At 69.7% G+C, this 19,741-nt stretch carries 17 protein-coding genes and 1 pseudogene; 9 read left to right on the top strand and 9 right to left on the bottom strand.

Annotated elements, in window-relative coordinates; genetic code table 11:
• Positions 1-39: 39 nt before the first annotated feature.
• Genes ABFO07_RS24275 through ABFO07_RS24250 form a run of 6 tightly spaced genes read right to left on the bottom strand, consistent with a single transcriptional unit; the run spans position 40 to position 7,728 of the window.
• On the bottom strand, positions 40-1,047 hold the full coding sequence (locus ABFO07_RS24275) for a chemotaxis response regulator protein-glutamate methylesterase (RefSeq protein ID WP_059923174.1): 1,008 nt from the start codon (positions 1,045-1,047) through the stop codon (positions 40-42).
• Positions 1,044-3,389 carry a hybrid sensor histidine kinase/response regulator gene (locus ABFO07_RS24270; RefSeq protein ID WP_347468708.1) on the bottom strand — a complete coding sequence of 782 codons (2,346 nt, stop codon included), beginning with the start codon at positions 3,387-3,389 and terminating at the stop codon, positions 1,044-1,046. Before ABFO07_RS24270 ends, ABFO07_RS24275 begins: the two co-directional genes overlap by 4 nt.
• Positions 3,386-4,090 (bottom strand): chemotaxis protein CheW, encoded by a 705-nt coding sequence (locus ABFO07_RS24265; protein ID WP_059910560.1) that lies wholly within the window; start codon positions 4,088-4,090, stop codon positions 3,386-3,388. The genes ABFO07_RS24270 and ABFO07_RS24265 overlap by 4 nt, the downstream gene beginning before the upstream one ends.
• Positions 4,071-5,507, bottom strand: coding sequence for a CheR family methyltransferase (locus ABFO07_RS24260; RefSeq protein WP_347468707.1), 1,437 nt, complete (start codon positions 5,505-5,507; stop codon positions 4,071-4,073). Before ABFO07_RS24260 ends, ABFO07_RS24265 begins: the two co-directional genes overlap by 20 nt.
• A gap of 8 nt (positions 5,508-5,515) precedes the next feature.
• Positions 5,516-6,037 carry a chemotaxis protein CheW gene (locus ABFO07_RS24255; RefSeq protein WP_059910563.1) on the bottom strand — a complete coding sequence of 174 codons (522 nt, stop codon included), beginning with the start codon at positions 6,035-6,037 and terminating at the stop codon, positions 5,516-5,518.
• A gap of 14 nt (positions 6,038-6,051) precedes the next feature.
• Positions 6,052-7,728: a methyl-accepting chemotaxis protein gene (locus ABFO07_RS24250; RefSeq protein WP_059962372.1), complete on the bottom strand. Its 1,677-nt coding sequence runs from the start codon at positions 7,726-7,728 to the stop codon at positions 6,052-6,054.
• Positions 7,729-7,783: 55 nt separating this feature from the next.
• On the opposite strand from ABFO07_RS24250, the gene ABFO07_RS24245 reads away from it, so the two are divergent.
• Positions 7,784-8,128: a hypothetical protein gene (locus tag ABFO07_RS24245; RefSeq protein ID WP_155628942.1), complete on the top strand. Its 345-nt coding sequence runs from the start codon at positions 7,784-7,786 to the stop codon at positions 8,126-8,128.
• A gap of 183 nt (positions 8,129-8,311) precedes the next feature.
• On the opposite strand, the gene ABFO07_RS24240 is transcribed toward ABFO07_RS24245, so the two are convergent.
• Positions 8,312-8,536 (bottom strand): hypothetical protein, encoded by a 225-nt coding sequence (locus ABFO07_RS24240; protein WP_017329817.1) that lies wholly within the window; start codon positions 8,534-8,536, stop codon positions 8,312-8,314.
• Between the two features lie 23 nt (positions 8,537-8,559).
• Here ABFO07_RS24240 and ABFO07_RS34800 point away from each other — a divergent pair.
• The 3 genes and pseudogenes from ABFO07_RS34800 to ABFO07_RS24230 all read left to right on the top strand — a co-directional run.
• Positions 8,560-8,727: pseudogene (locus ABFO07_RS34800) on the top strand (hypothetical protein); the annotation flags it as partial.
• Between the two features lie 102 nt (positions 8,728-8,829).
• Positions 8,830-9,852: a DUF2891 domain-containing protein gene (locus tag ABFO07_RS24235; protein WP_347468706.1), complete on the top strand. Its 1,023-nt coding sequence runs from the start codon at positions 8,830-8,832 to the stop codon at positions 9,850-9,852.
• Between the two features lie 252 nt (positions 9,853-10,104).
• Positions 10,105-11,172 (top strand): asparaginase, encoded by a 1,068-nt coding sequence (locus ABFO07_RS24230; protein WP_347468705.1) that lies wholly within the window; start codon positions 10,105-10,107, stop codon positions 11,170-11,172.
• 42 nt (positions 11,173-11,214) lie between these two features.
• Here the strand turns inward: ABFO07_RS24230 and ABFO07_RS24225 are convergent, their stop codons facing one another.
• Positions 11,215-12,189 (bottom strand): LysR family transcriptional regulator, encoded by a 975-nt coding sequence (locus ABFO07_RS24225; protein WP_059884213.1) that lies wholly within the window; start codon positions 12,187-12,189, stop codon positions 11,215-11,217.
• A 209-nt stretch (positions 12,190-12,398) separates the two neighbouring features.
• Here ABFO07_RS24225 and aspA point away from each other — a divergent pair, with 209 nt between their 5' ends.
• Together aspA and ABFO07_RS24215 are read left to right on the top strand one after the other, a co-directional pair.
• Entirely contained in the window at positions 12,399-13,805 is a 1,407-nt protein-coding gene (aspA, locus tag ABFO07_RS24220) for an aspartate ammonia-lyase (protein WP_059962367.1), read from the top strand.
• Between the two features lie 72 nt (positions 13,806-13,877).
• Positions 13,878-15,386: an amino acid permease gene (locus ABFO07_RS24215; RefSeq protein WP_059808296.1), complete on the top strand. Its 1,509-nt coding sequence runs from the start codon at positions 13,878-13,880 to the stop codon at positions 15,384-15,386.
• 39 nt (positions 15,387-15,425) lie between these two features.
• Here ABFO07_RS24215 and ABFO07_RS24210 read toward each other — a convergent pair whose 3' ends face one another.
• Positions 15,426-16,106 (bottom strand): alpha/beta hydrolase, encoded by a 681-nt coding sequence (locus ABFO07_RS24210; protein WP_124491115.1) that lies wholly within the window; start codon positions 16,104-16,106, stop codon positions 15,426-15,428.
• Positions 16,107-16,319: 213 nt separating this feature from the next.
• On the opposite strand from ABFO07_RS24210, the gene ABFO07_RS24205 reads away from it, so the two are divergent.
• The 3 genes from ABFO07_RS24205 (at position 16,320) to ABFO07_RS24195 (ending at position 19,740) form a co-directional block, all read left to right on the top strand.
• Positions 16,320-16,562, top strand: coding sequence for an antitoxin (locus ABFO07_RS24205; RefSeq protein ID WP_059561605.1), 243 nt, complete (start codon positions 16,320-16,322; stop codon positions 16,560-16,562).
• Complete coding sequence (locus ABFO07_RS24200) at positions 16,559-16,960, top strand: type II toxin-antitoxin system VapC family toxin (RefSeq protein ID WP_059561602.1); 402 nt, start codon at positions 16,559-16,561, stop codon at positions 16,958-16,960. Before ABFO07_RS24205 ends, ABFO07_RS24200 begins: the two co-directional genes overlap by 4 nt.
• Before the next feature lie 380 nt (positions 16,961-17,340).
• A complete protein-coding gene (locus tag ABFO07_RS24195; protein ID WP_347468704.1) occupies positions 17,341-19,740 on the top strand; it encodes an ATP-binding protein in 2,400 nt (799 codons plus the stop codon).
• The last annotated feature ends 1 nt before the right edge of the window (position 19,741 follow it).

Below are 19,741 nucleotides of genomic sequence, written 5' to 3'. Positions count from 1 at the left end.
TACCTGTTTCTGCCAGTACTGTCGTGTGGGGCGATGGGTTCAGATCCGGGCGAGCGCCGCCAGCTCGCCCGCGATGCGCTCGAGCGGCAGGATCGCGCGCGCGGCGCCGAGCGTCGCGGCCGCCTTCGGCATCCCGTAGACGGCGCTCGTCGCTTGGTCCTGCGCGATCGTATGGTAGCCCTTCATCCGCATCGCCTTCAGGCCGATCGCGCCGTCGCGGCCCATGCCGGTGAGCAGCACGCCGATCACGTCGCCGGGCCAGTGCTCGGTGACGCTGTTGAAGAATACGTCCACCGACGGCCGGTACGGCGTCTCGGCCGGATCGCGCGTATAGCCGAGCGTGCCGTCGCGCGCGAGGCGCAGGTGGTCGTTGGTCGCGGCGAGCAGCGCGACCGACGGCTGCGGCCGGTCGCCCTCGTGCGCGATGCGCACCGTGAGCGGCGTCTGGCCGTCGAGCCATTGCGCCATGCCGTCCGCGAATGCCTGGTCGACGTGCTGCACGATCACGATCGACGCGCCGAAATCGGCGGGCAGGCTGCCGAGGATCGTCGCGAGCGCGGTCGGGCCGCCGGCCGACGCGCCGATCGCGACGAGCGGCCCGCCGTCGCCGCGCGCGGCCGCGCCGGCCGGCCGCGCGCCGGACGCGGGCCGCTCGAGCAGGCGGCCGATCTGGTCGATCTTCGCGAGCAGCAGCTGCGTGGTGTCGCCGTTCGCGCCCTGGCCGAGGCGCGGCGTGTCGACCGCGTCGAGCGCGCCGGCGCCCATCGCCTCGTACACGCGCCACGCGTTCGCGCCGATGCTGCTCGTCACGATCAGGATCGCGCACGGCCGGCCTGACGCCATGATCCGCCGCGTCGCCTCGACGCCGTCGAACTTCGGCATGATCAGGTCCATCAGCACGACGTCCGGCGGCTGCGCGGCGCAGAATTCGACGGCCTGCGCGCCGTCGGTCGCGACCCACAGCACACGGTGATCGGCGCGCCGCGCGATCGCGCGGCGCATCGCCTCGACGGCAAGCGGGAGGTCGTTGACGATGCCGATGTTCACGGGCGGGCTTCTCCTATCAGGTCTCGGACTGCATCGAGCAGGGTTTCGTCGTGGAAGCTGCTTTTCGCGAGATAGTAGTCCGCGCCGGCGTCGAGCCCGCGGCGGCGATCCTCCTCGCGATCCTTGTACGACACGATCATCACCGGCAGCGCCTTCAGCACCGCGTCGCGCTTGATCAGCGTGACGAGCTCGATGCCGTCCATGCGCGGCATGTCGATGTCGGTCACGACGAGGTCGAACTCGCCGCCGCGCAGCGCGTTCCAGCCGTCCATCCCGTCGACGGCGACCGTCACCGCATAGCCGCGTTTTTCCAGCAGCTTGCGCTCCAGCTCCCGCACCGTCAACGAATCGTCGACCACCAGCACGTGCCGGCTGCGCGCGGCGGCGGCGCGCTGCGTGCGCTGCACGCGGTCGAGCTGGCCGCCGCGCACGAGCTTGTCGACCGAGCGCAGCAGATCCTCGACGTCGATGATCAGCACCGGTTCGCCATTGTCCATCAGCGCGGCCGCCGCGATGTCCTTGACCTTGCCGAGCCGGCGGTCAAGCGGCTGGATCACGAGCATGCATTCGCCGAGGAAGCGGTCGACCGCGATGCCGTAGGTTTCCGACTCGTCGCCGATCACGACGGTCGCGACGCTGTCGCGCGCCTCGTCCGGCGTGCGCGTGCCGAGCAGCTGGTGCGCGGTGACGAGCCCGACGGCCCGGCCGTCGAAGCGGAAGTGCTGCTGGCCTTCCAGCATGTCGATGTCGGCGCGCGCGAGTTCGAGCGTGCGGCGCACGTGCGCGAGCGGAATCGCATACGCCTCGCCGCCGACCTCGACGAGCAGGCTGCGCACGATCGACAGCGTGAGCGGCAGCTGCAGCACGAAGCGCGCGCCGCGGCCGGGCTCGGTGAAGATCCGCACGGTGCCGCGCACGGCCTTCACCATGTCGTGCACCGCGTCGAGGCCGACGCCGCGGCCGGACACGTCGGTCACGCGCTCGCGCATCGAGAAGCCGGGCAGCAGCAGGAAGTCGAGCAGCTCGTGATCGGACAGCCGCGCGGCGGTGTCCGCGTCGGCCAGCCGCCGCCGCACCACGGCGGTGCGCAGCGCGTCGAGGTCGATGCCGGCGCCGTCGTCGCTGACGGAAATCTGCAGCTGGCCGGCGCTGTGGCGGGCTTCGAGCGTCACGCGCGCGTCGGCCGGTTTGCCGGCCGCGACGCGCTGCTCGGGCGCCTCGACGCCGTGGTCGAGCGCGTTGCGCAGCAGGTGGCCGAGCGGCGCGTCGAGCATGTCGAGGATGTCGCGGTCGACCTGGGTCGATTCGCCGACGATCGAGAACTGCACGCGCTTGCCGAGCGAGCGCGCGAGATCACGCACGATGCGCGGATACGCGTGCGCGGCATCGCCGAACGGCCGCATCCGGCAGCGCAGCGCCTCGTCGTACAGCTGCTGCGCGAGATGGGTGCTGCGGCGGTCGAAGCGGTCGAGCTCGTCGATGCGCGCACCGAGCTGCAACTGCAGGTTGCCGAGCCCCTGCCGCACGTCGTTGAGCGCCGCCAGCGCGGCCGGATCGACGCGCTCCGCGAGCGTTTCGACGAGCACGTCGAGCGCGCGGGAGACGTCGCGCTGCATCCGCTTGATGCGCAGGATCGAGCCGGTGAACGGCTTGAGCCAGTGCGATTCGACCAGCGATTCGCCGGACAGGCTCAGCAGCCGGTCGAGCTGCTCGGCGCGCACGCGCAGCATCCGCTGCGGATCGTGGCGCGCTTCGGGCGGCGACGCGGATGGCGCGGCAGGGGGCGTGTCGGCGTCGGCGTGGGCGTGGGCGGGCGGCGGCGGGGCGGGCGCGCGCGGCGGTTCCGGTTCCGGTTCCGGTTCCGGCTCCGGCTCCGGCTCCGGCTCCGGTTCCGGTTCCGGCGCCACGGCGGGCGCTTCCGGCACCGGATGCGCTGCGGCCGCCGCCGCCGGCTCCGGCGCGGACAGCCGCGCGAGCAGCGCGTCGATGTCCGCGCGCGCGACCGCCGTCGCGGGATCGGTCTCGCCGACGCGCAGCAGCAAATCGACGCCGCGCAGCAATTCGTCGATGTGCGCGGGCGTCAGCGTCAGCATGCCGCGCTGCGCGGCGACGAAGCATTCCTCCATCGCGTGCGCGACGTCGACGCCGTCCGGCAGGTCGATGATGCGCGCCGCGCCCTTCAGCGAATGCGCGGCGCGCATGCACGCCTCGAGCGCGGCCGCATCGGCGGGCGCATGTTCGAGCGTGAGCAGGCCGCTCGCGAGCGCCTGCGCCTGGGTCTGCGCTTCCTCGCGGAACAGGTCGAGCAGCGGCGTGCGCGCCAGGTCGTCGTCGACGCTCATCGCAGGCTCCGGGCAAGCGAATCGAACACGCGCTCGGGGTCGAGCATGCCGATCGTCGTGTCGCGCCACGCGAGCAGGCCGCGCGTGTGCATCGCGGCCGCGTGGGTCAGCGTCGTCGGCACCGGCATCAGCGCGGACGCGGCGAACCGCACCACGCCTTCCACCTCGTCGACGGGCAGCGCGGCGGATTCGCCGCGATGCTCGACCACCAGCATCCGCGCGTATGCGCTGCGCGGCGCATGGCGGCCGGCGGCGTCCCGCTCGAGGCCCAGCAGCGCGCCGAGCGACGCGGCGATCGTCAGCGCGCCGCGCACGTTGACGAGCCCGAGCACCACGCCGTTGCGCCGGTGCGGCAGCGCATGGATCGGCCGCGGCCCGTCGATCTGGCGCAGCGCGGCGGCCGGCAGGCCGAGCCATTCGTCGGCGATGCGGAAGGCGAGGGTGGAGTGCAGGGCGTCCGCGTCGTCTTCGGTGTTCGCGTGCGACGCGTCGCGTGGGGTGCGCGCGGCATCGTCGAGATCGTCGTCGGCGAGCGGCCGGTCGAGCAGCGTCGCGGCGGCCTGTTCGAACACCGGGCAGTTCAGGCAGCGCGTGTGCGTCGCGAGCTGCGGGCACGAGCCGTCGCCGTGCGTGCCGATGCGGTTCCAGCAGTCGTCGACGTGCGGCGTCGGCGCGAACGTGTCACGAGCGGCGTGAACCATCGGCTCCTCCTCGGTCCTGCGTCGGGTCCGCCGGCGGCGTGCCGCGCAGCGCGCTCGCGCGTTGCGCCCGCGACATCAGCTGCCGCGCGCCGGCGGCGTCGCCGGCCGCGTCGCGCAGCGCGGCGAGATGCGTGAGCGCTTCGTAATGGTTCGGCTGCAGGTACAGCGTCTTGCGATAGAAATCCTGCGCATCGGCATCGAGGCCGCGCGCATCGGCGATCAGCCCGAGCAGGTAGAACGCGTCCGCGTCTGGCCCGTGCGCGAGCGTGAACGCGTGCGCGATGCGCTCGGCCTCGTCGAGCCGGCCGGTGTCGGCGAGCAGGTGCGCGCGATCGAGCGTCGATGCCGGCGTGTCGGGCGGCGTGACGTGCGCATCGGGCTGGCCGGGTGAGGCGGGCATGGCACGGGGCGGCCACGCGCCAGGCGCGGCGGCCCGCGACGCGGGCGCGGCCGGCGCACGCGCGACGGCGGGGCGCCGGGTCGGCTCGGGCAGCGCTGGCGTCCGCATGGCCGGGCCGGCCGCCTGCGGCCGCGCGGGGGGCTGCGGCGCGCTGCCCGGCGTCGCGACGGCCGCCGCACCGGCCGCGCCCGCCGGCGCGCGATGGAACGCAAACGCGAGCGGAATGCGCGCGGGCGCCAGCGCGTGGCGCATCATCAGCCCGGTCTCGGCCGGGCCGACGAAAATCGTGCCGCCGTCCGCGAGCTGCTGGTCGAGCAGCCGGATCGACTGGTCCTGCGCATCCCGGTTGAAATAGATCAGCACGTTGCGGCAGAAGATGAAGTCGTAGCGCGCGCCGGTATCGAGCGGCAGGTCGAACAGGCTCGCCCGCACGAACCGGACCGGCTCGCGCACGCGCGGGTCGAGCCGCCAGCCGCCGGCCGTCTCGCTGAAATGGCGGTCGCGGAATTCGAGCGGGTGGCCGCGAAACGAATTGCGGCCATAGACGCCTTCGCGGGCCCGTTCGATCGCGCGCGCGCTGATATCGATCGCGTCGATGCTAAAGCGCGCGGGGCCGATGCCGGCGTCGAGCAGCGCCATCGCGATCGAATAGGGCTCCTCGCCGGTCGAGCACGGCGCGCTCAGTACCCGCAGCACGCGCGCCGGCTCGCGCACGAGCCGTGCGTCGGCGAGCCGCGCGAGCGCGACGAACGCCTCGCGGTCGCGGAAGAACCAGGTTTCCGGCACCACCAGCGTTTCGATCAGCGCCTGCCGTTCGTCCGCCGACGTGTTCAGCAACTGCCAGTACGCGTCGATCGCGCCGTCGGCGCTGGCGGCATCCGGCGTCGACGGTTCGCCCAGCGCGACGCGCGCGCGTTCGGCGACGGCGCGCGCGAGCGCCTGGTGGCCGAGCGTGGCGGCGTCCATGCCGGTCTCGCGCATCAGCCATGCGTCGAAACGGGCGTCGTCGGCGTTCATCGCGGCCGTCATTGGGTGACCGCCCGCGGCAGCGCGGAGACCGCCTGCGGCAGCGGCTGCGCGGGCGGGAACAGCAGCGCGCGCGCATCGTCGTCGAGCATGCGCCGCACGTCGACCCACTGCACGAACCCCGACGCGTCGCCGGCAACCGGCCCGAGCCAGCGCGCGTGCGGCGTGGCGATCCCGCTGTCGGCGAACCGCGCGGGATCGATCCGGCACGTCTGCGTCGCGTGTTCGACGATCAGCCCGAGCATGCGTTCGGCGTTGTCGCCCGCGTCGGGTTGCGCATCGTGCCGGCGATAGCGCACGACGACGAGCCGCGTCGAGCGCAGCCGCCGCGCGGCGCGCCCGAGCGCGAGCTGCGCGACGTCGATCACCGGCACCGGCTCGCCGCGCTGGTCGATCGCGCCGGCGATCCACGGCGGCGCGCCGGGAATCGCCTTCACCGGCGCGAGCGCGCGCACTTCGACGATCTGCGCCGCATCGAGCGCATAGCGCTCGCCGTCGAGTTCGAAAAGAAGGAAGAGCATCGCGTGGTCCGGCGTCAGCCTTCGATCTTGAAGCGCGACACGCCGGTGCGCAGCTGGTTCGCGACGAGCGTCAGGTCGTCGATCGCCTGCGACGACTGGCGCAGCGATTCGGCCGTCTGCTGCGCGGCTTCCGACAGCTGCGACAGCGCCTGCGTGATCTGTTCCGCGCCGGTCGCCTGCGTCTGCATCCCTTCGTTGACCATCTGGAAGCGCGGCGCGAGCGTCTGCACCTCGGTGATGATCTGCGACAGCTGGCCGCCCACCTGCTGGATGTCGCGCATCCCGCGGCGCACTTCTTCCGAGAACTTGTCCATGCCCATCACGCCGGCCGACACGGCCGACTGGATCTCCTTCACCGTCTGCTCGATGTCGTAGGTCGCCACGGCGGTCTGATCGGCGAGCCGGCGGATCTCGGTCGCGACCACCGCGAAGCCGCGGCCGTATTCGCCGGCCTTCTCGGCCTCGATTGCCGCGTTCAGCGACAGCAGGTTGGTCTGGTCGGCCACCTTGGTGATCGTCGCGACGACCTGGTTGATGTTGACCGCTTTCTCATTGAGGATCGCGAGCTTCGCGTTCACCGAGCCGGCCGCCTCCATCACGCTGCGCATCATTTCCTCCATGTGCGTGAGCCCGCTCTGGCTCGCGCCGGCGAGCGCCGCCGACTGCTCGGCCACGCCCGCCACCTCGTTCATCGTGTGCAGCAGGTCGCGCGAGGTCGCGAGGATCTCGCGCGACGTCGCGCCGATCTCGGTGGTGGTGGCCGCGGTCTCGCTTGCGGTGGCCTGCTGCTCCTTCGACGTCGCGGCGATCTCGGCGACCGACGTCGTCACCTGCAGCGACGACTGCTGCGCCTGCGAGACGAGGCTGGCGAACTCCTCGGTCATCCGGTTGAAACCGTCCTGCAGCGTGCCGAATTCGTCGCGCCGGTTCAGCGCGAGGCGCTGCGTCAGGTTGCCGGTGCGCATCGCGTCGTGCACTTCGACGAGCCGCGTCATCGGCGCCGTGATCGCGCGATACAGCGCATAGCCGAGCCCGAGCGCGGCCAGCAGCACGACGCTCAGCGCCGTGGCGAGCGTCGCTTCCGCGCTGGTCACCGAGCCGCGGATCAGCCGCGCCGATTCGTCGGCCTGGTTGCGGTTCTCGACGACCAGCTTGTCGTTCGCGCGGATCAGCGCCTCCCATGCCGGGGCCAGGCGCGCGAAGGCGGCCCGCCCGGCCGTGCGGTCGTCGGGCGCGGCGCGGGCGGCGTCGTTCAGCAGCGGCAGGTACTGGTCGTATGCGGAACGGAAGGCGCGAAATTGCGCCTTGTCGTCGTCGCGGAACAGCGTGGTCTCGTACTGGCTCGCGGTCTGGTCGAGACGGCGCAGCGCGTCGGGCAGCCGGCCGAGATCCCGTTTCATGCCGTCGGCATCGTTGTCGACGAACAGCGCGCGCTCGACGATCGCGTAGGTCTCGTTGGACGTCGCGCGCAGCGCCATCGACAGATACTGGCCCGGCACGGAATCGCGCTGCAGGCTGTTGGCCTCGTCGTCGATCGCCGTCAAACGGGTGTATGAAATGGCGGCCATGGCCAGCATCAGCACGAAGATCGCGCCGAAGCTGAGCACGATGCGCGTGCCGAGCGTGTACCGGCCGCCGCGCAGCGGGGCGGGCAGGAGGGGGATGCCGGCGCGGGGCGTCGCAGTAGCCATGTCAGTCTCCCGGAGAGCGTGGGTCGTGGTTGGGTCCGGCGGAGCGGCATGCGGCATGAAACGGGGCGATCCCGGACCCCGCCGAACGGCCGGATGGCGCCGGTTCTGCCCGGTTGCCGACGCCCCGCATGCTGTCATGGGGCGCGTTCGCCGGCAATCGAATTTTCTGCGCATTGCGCCGCGCTTTTTTCATCCTATTAAAGATAGGTCAATGGGCCGCCGCCTGTCGAAAATCGCATGCCCGGCGACGCCGCCGGACGGGCGGCCGCGACGCATCGGCAGCGCGCCGCGATCGCGTGCGGATTCGAACGGCGATCGCAAATCTTTTGAAACCGGATTGAAAAGCGGGCGTGTGCGCGGCGACGGGCGGATATCGATTTTCCGGTCGGGCGCGCCGTGAAAAACGCTGGGTCGAAGCGCAGATTTACGCGGCGGTCGACGTGGTGTTCCGCGCGGCCGGAATGGCGCGGGGAAGCGCGATGGGGAAGCGGGGCGGGAGGGGCGGCGCGTCAGCCTGCGCCGACGCGCGCCGCGGTCACGGGTGAAGCAGGTTCAGGCAAACGCAACCAGGCTCGGGCGCGGCTCAGTGGCTGCGCGCATACCCCTGGATCAGCGCCCGCATCATGCCTTCGACCGTCGCTTCGCGCAGGTCCTGTTCCTGCTCGACGTCCTCGACGAGCGCGGCATAGGCGGTGGCGAGCGTCACGCGGTCGACTTCGTGTCGCTGTTCCATCAGCGTGACCATGCCGTCCTTCGCCAGGTGAGCGGAGAACGCGCGGCTGCCGATGGTCTCGAATACGTCAATCATGGCGGCTCTCCCGTGTGTTGCGGATGCCTTTCAGTGTAGTTGCTGCGCGGGGGCGCCGCCATGCGGGCGGGCGCCGGCAAGCCCGCCCGCGCCGATTCGTCCGACGAAACGGCGGCCCGTCATCGTGCGCGTCGAGGGCGCGACCGGGATGCCGGACGGGCTTCTGCGGTACGCTGATGCCGCCGATGGCCGCGAACCGCTGCGTCGTGCCGGCCGCGCGCCTGCTCCTTTCAGCCGGCGCGCGGCCGATGCCCGTGTTCGCGCTCCGTTACCGACGACTTGAAGAGAGGCTCATGACCGCCCGACTCACACCCGACATCGCGTCGAAATTCGCGTCGCTCGCGCTCGCGCACCTGACGCGCGAATACCCGAACCGGCTCACGCATTCGCTTGCCGGCCCGCAGGACATCCAGGGGCCGCGCGCGCTGCACCCGATCTTCTACGGCAGCTACGACTGGCATTCGTGCGTGCACGGCTACTGGCTCGTGCTGCATCTGCTCGAACGCTTCCCGTCGTTGCCGGAGGCGGCGCGCATCGTCGCGGTGGTCGACGCGCACGTCACCGACGCGAACGTCGCCGGCGAGCGCGCGTATCTCGCGCTGCCGCACAACAGCGGCTTCGAGCGGCCGTACGGCTGGGCCTGGCTGCTCGCGCTCGCGGCGCAGCTCGAGCGGCTTGCGCTGAAGGGCACGCTGCCGCAGGCCGCGCGCTGGGCGAAGACGCTCGCGCCGCTCACCGACCTGTTCGTCGCGCGCTTCGAGACCTTCCTGCCGAAGGCGACCTATCCGCTGCGCGTCGGCACGCATTTCAACACCGCGTTCGCGCTCGCGCTGGCCCTCGATTTCGCGCGGGAAACGCGGCGCGACGGGCTGGCCGCGCTGATCGCCGATACCGCGCGGCGCTGGCATCTGAATGACGCCGCGTGTCAGGCGTGGGAGCCGTCGGGCGATGAATTCCTGTCGCCCGCGCTGATGGAGGCCGAGCTGATGCGGCGCGTGCTGCCAGCCGCCGAATTCGACGGCTGGTTCGCGCGTTTCCTGCCCGATCTCGCGCGAGGCGAGCCCGCGACACTGTTCGAGCCGGCGACGGTGAGCGACCGCAGCGACGGCAAGATCGCGCATCTGGACGGGCTGAACCTGAGCCGTGCGTGGTGCCAGCGCTCGCTTGCCGGCGCGCTGCCGGAAGGCGATGCACGCCGCGCGAAACTGCTCGATGCGGCCGGCCGGCATCTGGACAGCGCGCTTGCGCATGTGGCGGGCGACTATATGGGCGAGCACTGGCTCGCGACGTTCGCGACGCTGGCGCTGGAGGCGTGACGCGCGAAACCCGTTGCCGGCACGGTCATGCGCGCCGGCGGCGGGATGCACCGCCCACCCGGCGAGTTCGATCAAACCGGGCGGCGCGTGGAGGTCGATGAAGGTCTCGCCGGCATCACTGATTTGCCTTTGCGCCGCGCGCAACACCACTTTCCATCCGCGGCGCCGCGCAACCGGGGCCGACTCGATACACTTCCACTCCGGTTTGACCCGGCCCGATGATGTGGCCCCGAGCATGGAGACAGGGAGAGAATGAAAACGAATGGCGCAGCCGTCGTCACGTACCGTGGCAACGCGATCGAGAATACGCACGTCGCCCACGCCGCGGTGGTGGATGCGCGCGGCAGGCTGCTGTACCGGCTGGGCGACCCGCGGCGCATGACGCTCGCGCGATCGGCGGCCAAGCCCGCGCAGGCGCTGGCCGTGCTCGAGACGGGCGGCCCCGACCGGTTCGGCTTCGACGAGGCGGACGTGGCGCTGATGTGCGCGTCGCACAGCAGCGAGGAGCGGCACATCGAGCGCACGCGCGCGATGCTCGCCAAGGTGCGCGTGCAGGAATCGGACCTCCGCTGCGGCGGGCATGCGCCGTTGTCCGACGCGGTGCTGCGGTCGTGGATCAAGCGCGATTTCAATCCGACCGGCGTATGCAGCAACTGCTCGGGCAAGCACGTCGGCATGCTGGCGGGCGCACAGGCGATCGGCGCCGCGATCGCCGACTACCATCTGCCGGCCCATCCGATGCAGGTGCAGGTGATGCGGGTCGTTGCCGAGGCGTGCGGCCTGCGCGACGACGAAGTCGAGTGGGGGATCGACGGCTGCAACCTGCCGACGCCGGCTTTCCCGCTCGATCGCCTGGCGCGCATCTATGCCGGGCTTGCCGATGGCGCGGATGCGGTGGAAGCCGGTGGCGACAGTGAGCACACCGACCGGGTTCGCGCGCTCGCGCGGCTCCATCACGCGATGACGCGCCATCCGGAGCTCGTCGCCGGCGACGGCCGCTATTGCACCGTGCTGATGCGGGCGTTCGGCGGGCAGGTGGTCGGCAAGGTCGGCGCGGATGCGTGCTACGGGATCGGCGTGCGCGCGTCCGAACAGACCCGGCGCCTCGGCGCCGTCGGCGCGCTGGGCATTTCGGTCAAGGTCGAGGACGGCAATACCGACGTGCTGTACATGCTCGTCAGCGAAATCCTCGAACGGCTGCGGATCGGCACGGCGGAGCAGCGCGGGCAACTGGCGGCGTTCCATCGGCCGCGGATGCTGAACACGCAAGGCGTCGAGGTCGGCCGCGCGACGTTCCCGTTCGAACTGCTGCCGGCCTGACCGGCCGCGCGCACAACCCGCCGCGCGGCGGATCGACGGCGCTCAGCGTCGGCCGCCGCGAATCTTCCGCAGTTCCGCTTCGGACAGCTCGCCGATATGGGCGAGGTGCTCCGCCAGGAAATCCCGCAGCACCCGAAGTTTCGCCGAGCTGCGCCGGTTCGCCAGATACGCCATGTAGATGAACTCGCCGGTCAGCTTGTTCTGCAGCCGATAGCGCGGCAGCACGACCTCGAGCTGGCCGCTCGCCAGCTTGTCCCGCACCAGCCAGATCTCGAACTCGGCGATGCCGAGCCCGGCGGTGGTCGCCTCGAGCAGCAGTTCCGAGTGGTCCGTGACCAGGTTGCCGGCCGGCAGCAGGCTGTGCCGCGCGTCGCCGTCGGTCAGTTCCCAGCGCGGGTCGCCTTCCGGGTGGACGTAGCGCAGGCAATTGTGATGCGCGAGCGCGCGCGGCTCGGCCGGGCGGCCGTGGCGATCGAGATACGCGGGCGCCGCGCACAGGATGCTGTCGTTGCGCGACAGCTTCTGCACGACCAGGTTGTCGAGGTAGTTCTCGCCTTCGTGGATGTCGAGATCGAAGCCGCCGGCGACGAGGTCATTGTGGTTGTCGGTCAGCCGGACATCGAGCTGGATCGTCGGGTAGCGCGCGAGAAACGGCGCGATCAGCGGCGCGAGATGGCGCCGGCCGAACGCCACCGGCGCGGTGAGCTTGAGCGGCCCGCTCGGCCGCGCGTTCAGCTCGGCGACGACGCGCAGCGTGTCGTCGAGATCCGCGATCAGCGTGACGGCCCGTTCGAGATAGATGGCGCCCGCTTCGGTCAGCGTCACGCTGTGCGTGGAGCGGTGCAGCAGCGGCACGCCGAGCGCATCCTCGATCGCCGACACCTTGCGCGCGACGGTGGACGTCGACACGTGCATTTCCTTCGCGACGGCAGAAAAACTCCCCGTTTCGACGACCCGCACGAACGCGCGCATCGCGCCCAGGTGATCGACGCCCACTTCTCTCGGCCGCTTGCTCATCCGTTCCTCGCTGTTGCATCCGACGCAAAACCGCTTTCGATAATAAAGAAAGGAGCATGTTTTTGCAAAGGCATAGAATGCGAACGCGCTGCGCGGGCGGCAGGCCGGCGAAGACCGGTTCCGCAACGCGACGCATGCACCGAGGGCCCTTCTGACGCCGGCCGGCCCGGCGTCACGATACACATCCGAGACACATCTGGAGAGACACGATGGCAGGCAGCGATTTCCGCGTCGAGACCGATCTTTTAGGCAAACGAAATATTCCGGCGAGCGCGTACTACGGCGTCCATACGCTGCGCGCGAAAGAGAACTTCGATATTTCAGGCCGCAGCATCGCGTCGTTCCCGTACCTGATCATCGCGCTGGCGGCCGTGAAGGAAGCGGCCGCCGACGCCAACTGCGAACTCGGGCTGCTGCCGCAGTCGTACCGGGACGCGATCGCGGCCGCCTGCGTCGAGATCCGCGAAGGCCATCTGCACGACCAGTTCGTCGTCGACATCATCCAGGGCGGCGCGGGCACGTCGACCAACATGAACGCGAACGAGGTGATCTGCAATCGCGCGCTGGAGCTCATGGGCCATGCGCGCGGCGAGTATGCGTACCTGCACCCGAACGAGCACGTCAATCTCGCGCAGAGCACCAACGACGTCTATCCGACCGCGATCCGGGTCGCGACCTGCTTCGCGATCGAGCACCTGCTCGAGGCGATGGTCCGGCTGCGCGACGCGTTCGGCGAAAAGGCCGAGGCCTTCGCGGGCATGCTGAAGCTCGGCCGCACGCAGCTGCAGGACGCGGTGCCGATGACGCTCGGCCAGGAATTCTCCACCTACGCGGTGATGCTGACGGAAGACATCGCGCGCCTGCAGGAGGCGAGCGCGCTGATCCGCGAGATCAACCTGGGCGCGACCGCGATCGGCACGGGCATCACCGCGCATCCGGATTACGCGTCCAAGGCGCTCGCGGCGCTGCGCCGCATCACCGGCCTCGACCTGAGCACGGCGCCGAACCTGATCGAGGCGACGCAGGATTGCGGCGCATTCGTGCAGATCTCGGGCGTGCTCAAGCGGATCGCGGTGAAGCTGTCGAAGACCTGCAACGACTTGCGGCTGCTGTCGAGCGGCCCGCGTGCCGGCTTCGGCGAGATCAACCTGCCGCCGATGCAGGCCGGCTCGTCGATCATGCCCGGCAAGGTGAATCCGGTGATTCCGGAGGTGGTCAACCAGGTCGCGTTCGAAGTGTTCGGCAACGACCTGACGGTGACCTTCGCCGCCGAGGCCGGCCAGCTTCAGCTCAACGCATTCGAGCCGGTGATCGCGAGCGCGCTGTTCCGCAGCTTCGGCCACCTGACGGCCGCGTGCACGACGCTCGCCGACAAATGCGTGAAGGGCATCACCGCGAACCCCGAGCGCCTGCGCGACACGATGGAGCGCTCGGTCGCGCTCGCCACCGCGCTCAATCCGTACATCGGCTACAAGAGCGCGACGTCGGTGGCCGCCGAGGCGCACGCAAGCGGCAAGACCATCCGCGAGATCGTGCTCGGCCGCGCGCTGATGACCGAGGCGCAGCTCGACGAGGCGCTGCGGCCCGAAGCGCTGGTCCAGCCGCGCGTCTACTGAATGCGGCGCCCCTGAGCCCGCGGCCGCGCCGCCACCGGCGCGCGGCACATCCAATCACATCGGAGACACCTCATGAAGCACGCCAGCGAGCGCCCGGCCGACACGGCCGGCGGCGCCGATCCTCGTCACCCGCATCACGCCGACCGGGACGCGCTGTTCGCGTCGCACGAAACCGGCTATGCGAAGCAACTGAAACCCAGGCACGTGCAGATGATCGCGATGGGCGGCGCGATCGGCACGGGGCTGTTCCTCGGCGCCGGCGGCCGCCTGCAGCACGCCGGGCCCGCGCTGGCGCTCGTGTACCTCGTGTGCGGCGTGTTCGCCTTCCTGATCATGCGCGCGCTCGGCGAGCTCGTGATGCACCGCCCGACCAGCGGCAGCTTCGTGTCGTACGCGCGGGAGTTCATGGGCGAGCGGGCGTCGTTCGTCGCCGGCTGGATGTACTACCTGAACTGGGCGACCACCGGCATCGTCGACATCACCGCGGTCGCGATCTACATGAAGTACTGGGCCGTGTTCTCGGACGTGCCGCAATGGGTGTTCGCGCTCGGCGCGCTCGCGATCGTGTCGACGATGAACATGATCGGCGTGAAGGTGTTCGGCGAGATGGAGTTCTGGTTCTCGCTCGTCAAGGTGGGCGCGCTGAGCGTGTTCCTGCTGGTCGGCAGCCTGTTCCTCGCGAGCGGCCATCCGGTCGGCGGGCACATGCCGGGGCTGCACCTGATCGCCGAAAGCGGCGGGATCTTTCCGCACGGCGTGCTGCCCGCGGTGCTGATCGTGCAGGGCGTCGTGTTCGCGTATGCGAGCATCGAGCTCGTCGGGGTCGCGGCCGGCGAAACCGCCGATGCGCGCAAGGTGTTGCCGAAGGCGATCAACAGCGTGATGTGGCGCATCGCGCTGTTCTACGTGGGCTCGGTGCTGCTGCTGATCACGCTGCTGCCCTGGACCGCGTACAGCGCGCACGAAAGCCCGTTCGTGACCTTCTTCGGCAAGCTGGGCGTGCCGTACGTCGGCACCGTGATGAACGTCGTGGTGCTCACGGCGGCGCTGTCGAGCCTGAATTCCGGGCTGTATTCGACGGGGCGCGTGCTGCGTTCGCTGGCGATGGGCGGCTCCGCGCCGCGCTTCATGGCGCGCATGAACGCGCGCGGCGTGCCGTACGGCGGGATCCTGATCACGGTCGCGATCAACGCGATCGGCGTGCCGCTGAACTACCTCGTGCCGGCGCAGGCGTTCGAGATCGTGCTGAACATGGCGTCGCTCGGCATCATCGCGACGTGGGGCTTCATCGTGATGTGCCAGATCCTGTTCCGCCGCAAGGTCGCGCGCGGCGAGCTGAACGACGTCGCGTTCCGGATGCCCGGCGCGCCGTTCACGTCCTGGCTCACGCTCGCGTTCCTGCTCGGCGTGCTGGTATTGATGGCGTTCGACTATCCGGGCGGCACGTGGACCATCGCGACGATTCCGCTCATCGCGCTCGCGCTGACGGTCGGCTGGGTGCTCGTGAAGCTCGGCGATGCGCGGGCGCGGGCACGGGCCGCCGGGAGCGGTGGCCTCGCGGAGCGCCCGAACAACGCGTGACGCCGGGCTGCCCGCGCCGGGCGCGTGTTTGCTTCGCGGCTAGTTCAGCCCGGCACGCGCGTCGAGCCAGCGGCTGAAGTCGCCGATCATGTCGTCGGTCAGTGCGTGCCCGGCCGGGTACAGCCGCGTGTCGTGCGCGACGCCGAGCGCGGCGAGCTTCGCGTCGGCGGTTTCGGCCCAGGATACGGGCAGCTTGTCGTCGAGGCGGCCGTGCACGATCAGCGCATGCAGCGAGCGGAGCGCGTCGCGCGGCGCGATCAGCGGATCGATCTCGGGCAGGATGCGCCCGCACAGCACCGCGAACGCGGCGACGTCGGCGGGTGAGGTCAGGCCGACGCTCGCGCTCATGATGCCGCCCTGGCTGAAGCCGGCGATCACGGTCGGCAACGCGGCCGCGCCGTCGTGCGAGTGGAATGCGCGCACCATCGCCAGCAGCTTCGCGCGGCTCGCTTCCGCTTGCTGCGCGTCGATTTCCGGGCCGCGCGGGCCGAACCGCACCGGAAACCATGCGTGCTGCCCGGGGCCGAACGTGAGCGGGCCGCGCACGAAGGCGATCTCGATACGCGGATCGATCGCGTCGGCGACATTCAGCAGGTTGGTTTCGTTGCCGCCCACGCCATGCAGCAGCAGGAGCCGGGCGATCGGCCGCGGCGTCGCCGGGCGCAGGCGGTAGGCGAGGCCCGATGCGGGTTCGTCGGTCAGGGGCAGGACGTCGGTCATGGCGGGGGATGTCGGGAGCGGGGAGAAGGCTACAGTCTAGGGTGTTCCGTTTGGGGGATATAGCGATTGGCTGAGTTTGATTGTTTCCTGACGAGAGGCAATATTCGATGCGCAGGCCGTTGCTTACCGTGCCGGCGCACGCGGTTCGGAAGGCGTTGACTCGGGCATCCCTGCTAGAATATCTACAAATTGTAGATACAAAAGGGGGCGTAGATGGATATCGCCAAGATCTTCAAGCACGGCGGGTCACAGGCCGTGCGGCTTCCGAAGGATTTCCGCTTCGAGACCGCCGAGGTTCGCATCCGGCGGCACGGCGCCGCGGTGATCCTGGAGCCCATCCCTCAGGATTGGACATGGTTGACGCCGCTGATCGGTCCGGTCGACGCCGATTTCGAGGCCGCGGCCACCACGCAACCGGGCGAGCAGGATCGCCCCGGACTGGATCTGTTCGAATGAAATACCTGCTGGATGCCAACGCGATCATCGCCATCCTCAAGGGCGAGCCCGCGATGCTGGCGCGCTTGCGCACCCATCAGCCCGCCGATTTCGGACTGCCGTCGATCGTTGCGCACGAACTCTATTACGGTGCATACAAAAGTCAGCGGGCGGCCGCGAATCTGGCGCGCGTCGAGGCGCTGCAGTTCGAGGTGGTCGCGTTCGATGCGGAGGACGCGCAGCATGCAGGCGAGATCCGCGCACAGCTCGCGGCCGCCGGCACGCCGATTGGCCCTTATGACGTGCTGATCGCCGGGCAGGCGCGTGCCCGGCAGTTGGTGCTCATCACACACAACGTGCGCGAGTTCGTGCGAGTCGCCGGCCTGCAGGTCGAAGACTGGCACGCGGCGGCGCCGTAATGCGCGCGCTCGCAATTCAATAGAAAAATTCCGATTGAGCCGGATTCATTCGGCAATAATGCGCAAACGTTTTACATTGTGACGACGCATTATCCGAATGCGCGCATCATCAAAAATAATTCGCGCGCAGCAAACGTCTCATGCATCGCTCGGTCTGCACGAAAAGCCTTCCGCAGCGAGGCTGGGCCAGCAGTTAACGGCATCCGCTCAAAGAACTTTAGAATTATCGTCAGACAATTAATCATTCCGATTTTCAAAATAATCGTTTGATTAAGGTTCATCGGACCGTCATAAAGCATCCCCGATAATTCGGCGCTCGACATTCTTTCAATGAGAACGCGCGAGCGGTTGACGCCGGATCGCTACGGGGAGTTGTACACATGACCATCCGTCATCGCATTACGTTGCTTGTCGTCCTGACGTTTCTCGCCCTGTCGGCGATCGGCGTCTATGCCGTGGTCCAGACGCGCAAGAGCGCGTCCGAGGTGCGGCAGGTCACGCAGGGGATCGTGCCGAGCGCGCTCGCGTCCGCCGATCTCGTATCCGACGTGAAAAACATCCAGATCGCGACGATGACGCTGATCTACGCGCCGGACGCGAACACCGCCGCGCAGGCGCGCGACGAGCTGAAGGCGAAGCAGGCGGCGCTGCGCGCGGCGCTCGACGCGCAGGCGAAGTCGGCCGCGGGCCACGCGCAGGAAGGGCTCGTGTCGCAGGCGAAGGACAGCGCGACGAACTACTTCTCGGCGATCGACGACACCGTGAAGATGAAGGCCGACGGCAAGACCGAGATGGCCCAGGCGTTCCTGTTCGCGAACGTCGCGCAGTATCGCGACGAGCTCGAGAGCATCGTCGACACGCTGCGCGTCGAGAAGAACCGCCAGAAGGACGACGCGATCCGCGCGCTGAACGGAATGCTGGCCACGACGGCGACCGCGATCGCGGGCGTCGCCGGCACCGTGATCGTGCTGCTGACCGCGCTCGGCTTCGTGCTGTACCGCCAGATCACGCGCCCGCTGAGCCGGATGCAGACGATGATGAGCGAGATCGCGACGAGCCAGGATTTCACGCGCCGCGTGCCGGTGGGCCGCATGGACGAGATCGGCCATTCGATCGTCGCGTTCAACGGGATGATCGAGAAGATCCAGGAGAACGCCGCGCAGCTCAAGCAGAAGACCGCCGACATCCAGGCGATGCTGCAGAACATGCCGCAGGGCATCCTGACCGTCGTCGGCGGCGGGGTCGTGCATGCGGAATACTCGGCCTACCTCGAGACGATCTTCGAGACGCAGGACATCGCCGGGCGCGACATGATGGCGCTGGTGTTCGACGATTCGAACCTCGGCTCCGATGTGCGCGCGCAGGTCGACGCCGCCGTGCATGCGTGCCTCGGCGAGGACAGCATGAACTTCGAATTCAACGCGCACCTGCTCGTCAACGAAGTCGCGAAGCGCATGCCGGACTGCCGCGAGAAGTGGCTCGACCTGAGCTGGTCGGCGATCACCGACGAGACCGACACGATCGTGCGCCTGATGCTGTGCGTGCGCGACGTGACCGAGCTGCGCGCGCTGACCGCGCAGGCCGGCGAGCAGCAGCGCCGGCTCGAGATGATCGGCGAGATCCTGTCGATCAGCCAGGACAAGTTCCACCAGTTCGTGAACAGCGCGAAGGGCTTCCTCAGCGAAAACGAACGGATGATCCGCCAGCACGAGCGCGCGGACCATTCGATCATCGCGGCGCTGTTCCGCAACATGCATACGATCAAGGGCAATGCGCGCACGTACAGCCTGCAGCACCTGACCAACATCGTCCACGAGGCGGAACAGGCGTACGACGCGCTGCGCCGCGCGGACGCGGGCCCCGAGTGGAACCGCGACGCGCTGATGGACGATCTCGCGCGGGTGCGCGACGCGGTCGAGCACTACGCGACGATCAGTACCGAGACGCTCGGCCGCAACGGCGACGCCGCGCCGCACGCGCACGGCCACTACCTGATGGTCGAGCGCGCGCACATCAGCGAGAGCCTGCGCATGCTCGACGGCGCCGACCCCGCGAATGCGGCCGACTGGCACGCCGCGCGCGACGCGGTGCGCCGCATGCTGAGCGTGCTCGGCACCGAAGGCATCGGCGACGTGCTCGGCGGCGTGATCGAATCGCTGCCGTCGCTCGCGGCGGAACTCGGCAAGGCGGCGCCCGCCGTGCGGATCGACAGCCACGGCCACCGCGTGCGCAGCGAGATCGGCGGCACGCTGAAGAACGTGTTCATGCACCTGCTGCGCAACGCGATCGACCACGGCATCGAATCGCCGGACGAGCGCCGCGCGGCCGGCAAGGCGGCGGTCGGCACGATCGACCTCGCGGTCGGCGTCGACGGCGGCAGGCTGCAGTTCGTGCTGAGCGACGACGGCCGCGGCCTCGCGCTCGACCGGATTCGCGGCATCGCGCGCGAACGCGGCTGGCTCGATGCGGATACCGAGCACGCGCTGACCGACGAAGCGGTCGCCGAGCTGATCTTCCGGCCGGGCTTCTCGACCGCGCACGCGGTGACCGAGGTGTCGGGGCGCGGCGTCGGGATGGACGCGGTGCGCAGCTTCCTGAAGCGCGAAGGCGGCGACATCCGGCTGAGCTTTGCCGACGACCGGCGCGGGGCGGCCTATCGCGCGTTCCGCACGATCGTGTCGCTGCCGGACACATTCGCGGTGGACGGCGCCGGCATCGACGCGTCGGCCGATCGCGCGCGCGTGCGCGCCGGCATGGCGGACGCCGACGCAGCGGAGTGAT

Origin of the sequence: Burkholderia stagnalis, assembly GCF_039848545.1 — a bacterium.
GTDB classification, from domain to species: Bacteria; Pseudomonadota; Gammaproteobacteria; order Burkholderiales; family Burkholderiaceae; genus Burkholderia; species Burkholderia stagnalis.
This window is presented reverse-complemented; position numbering and strand designations above follow the sequence as displayed.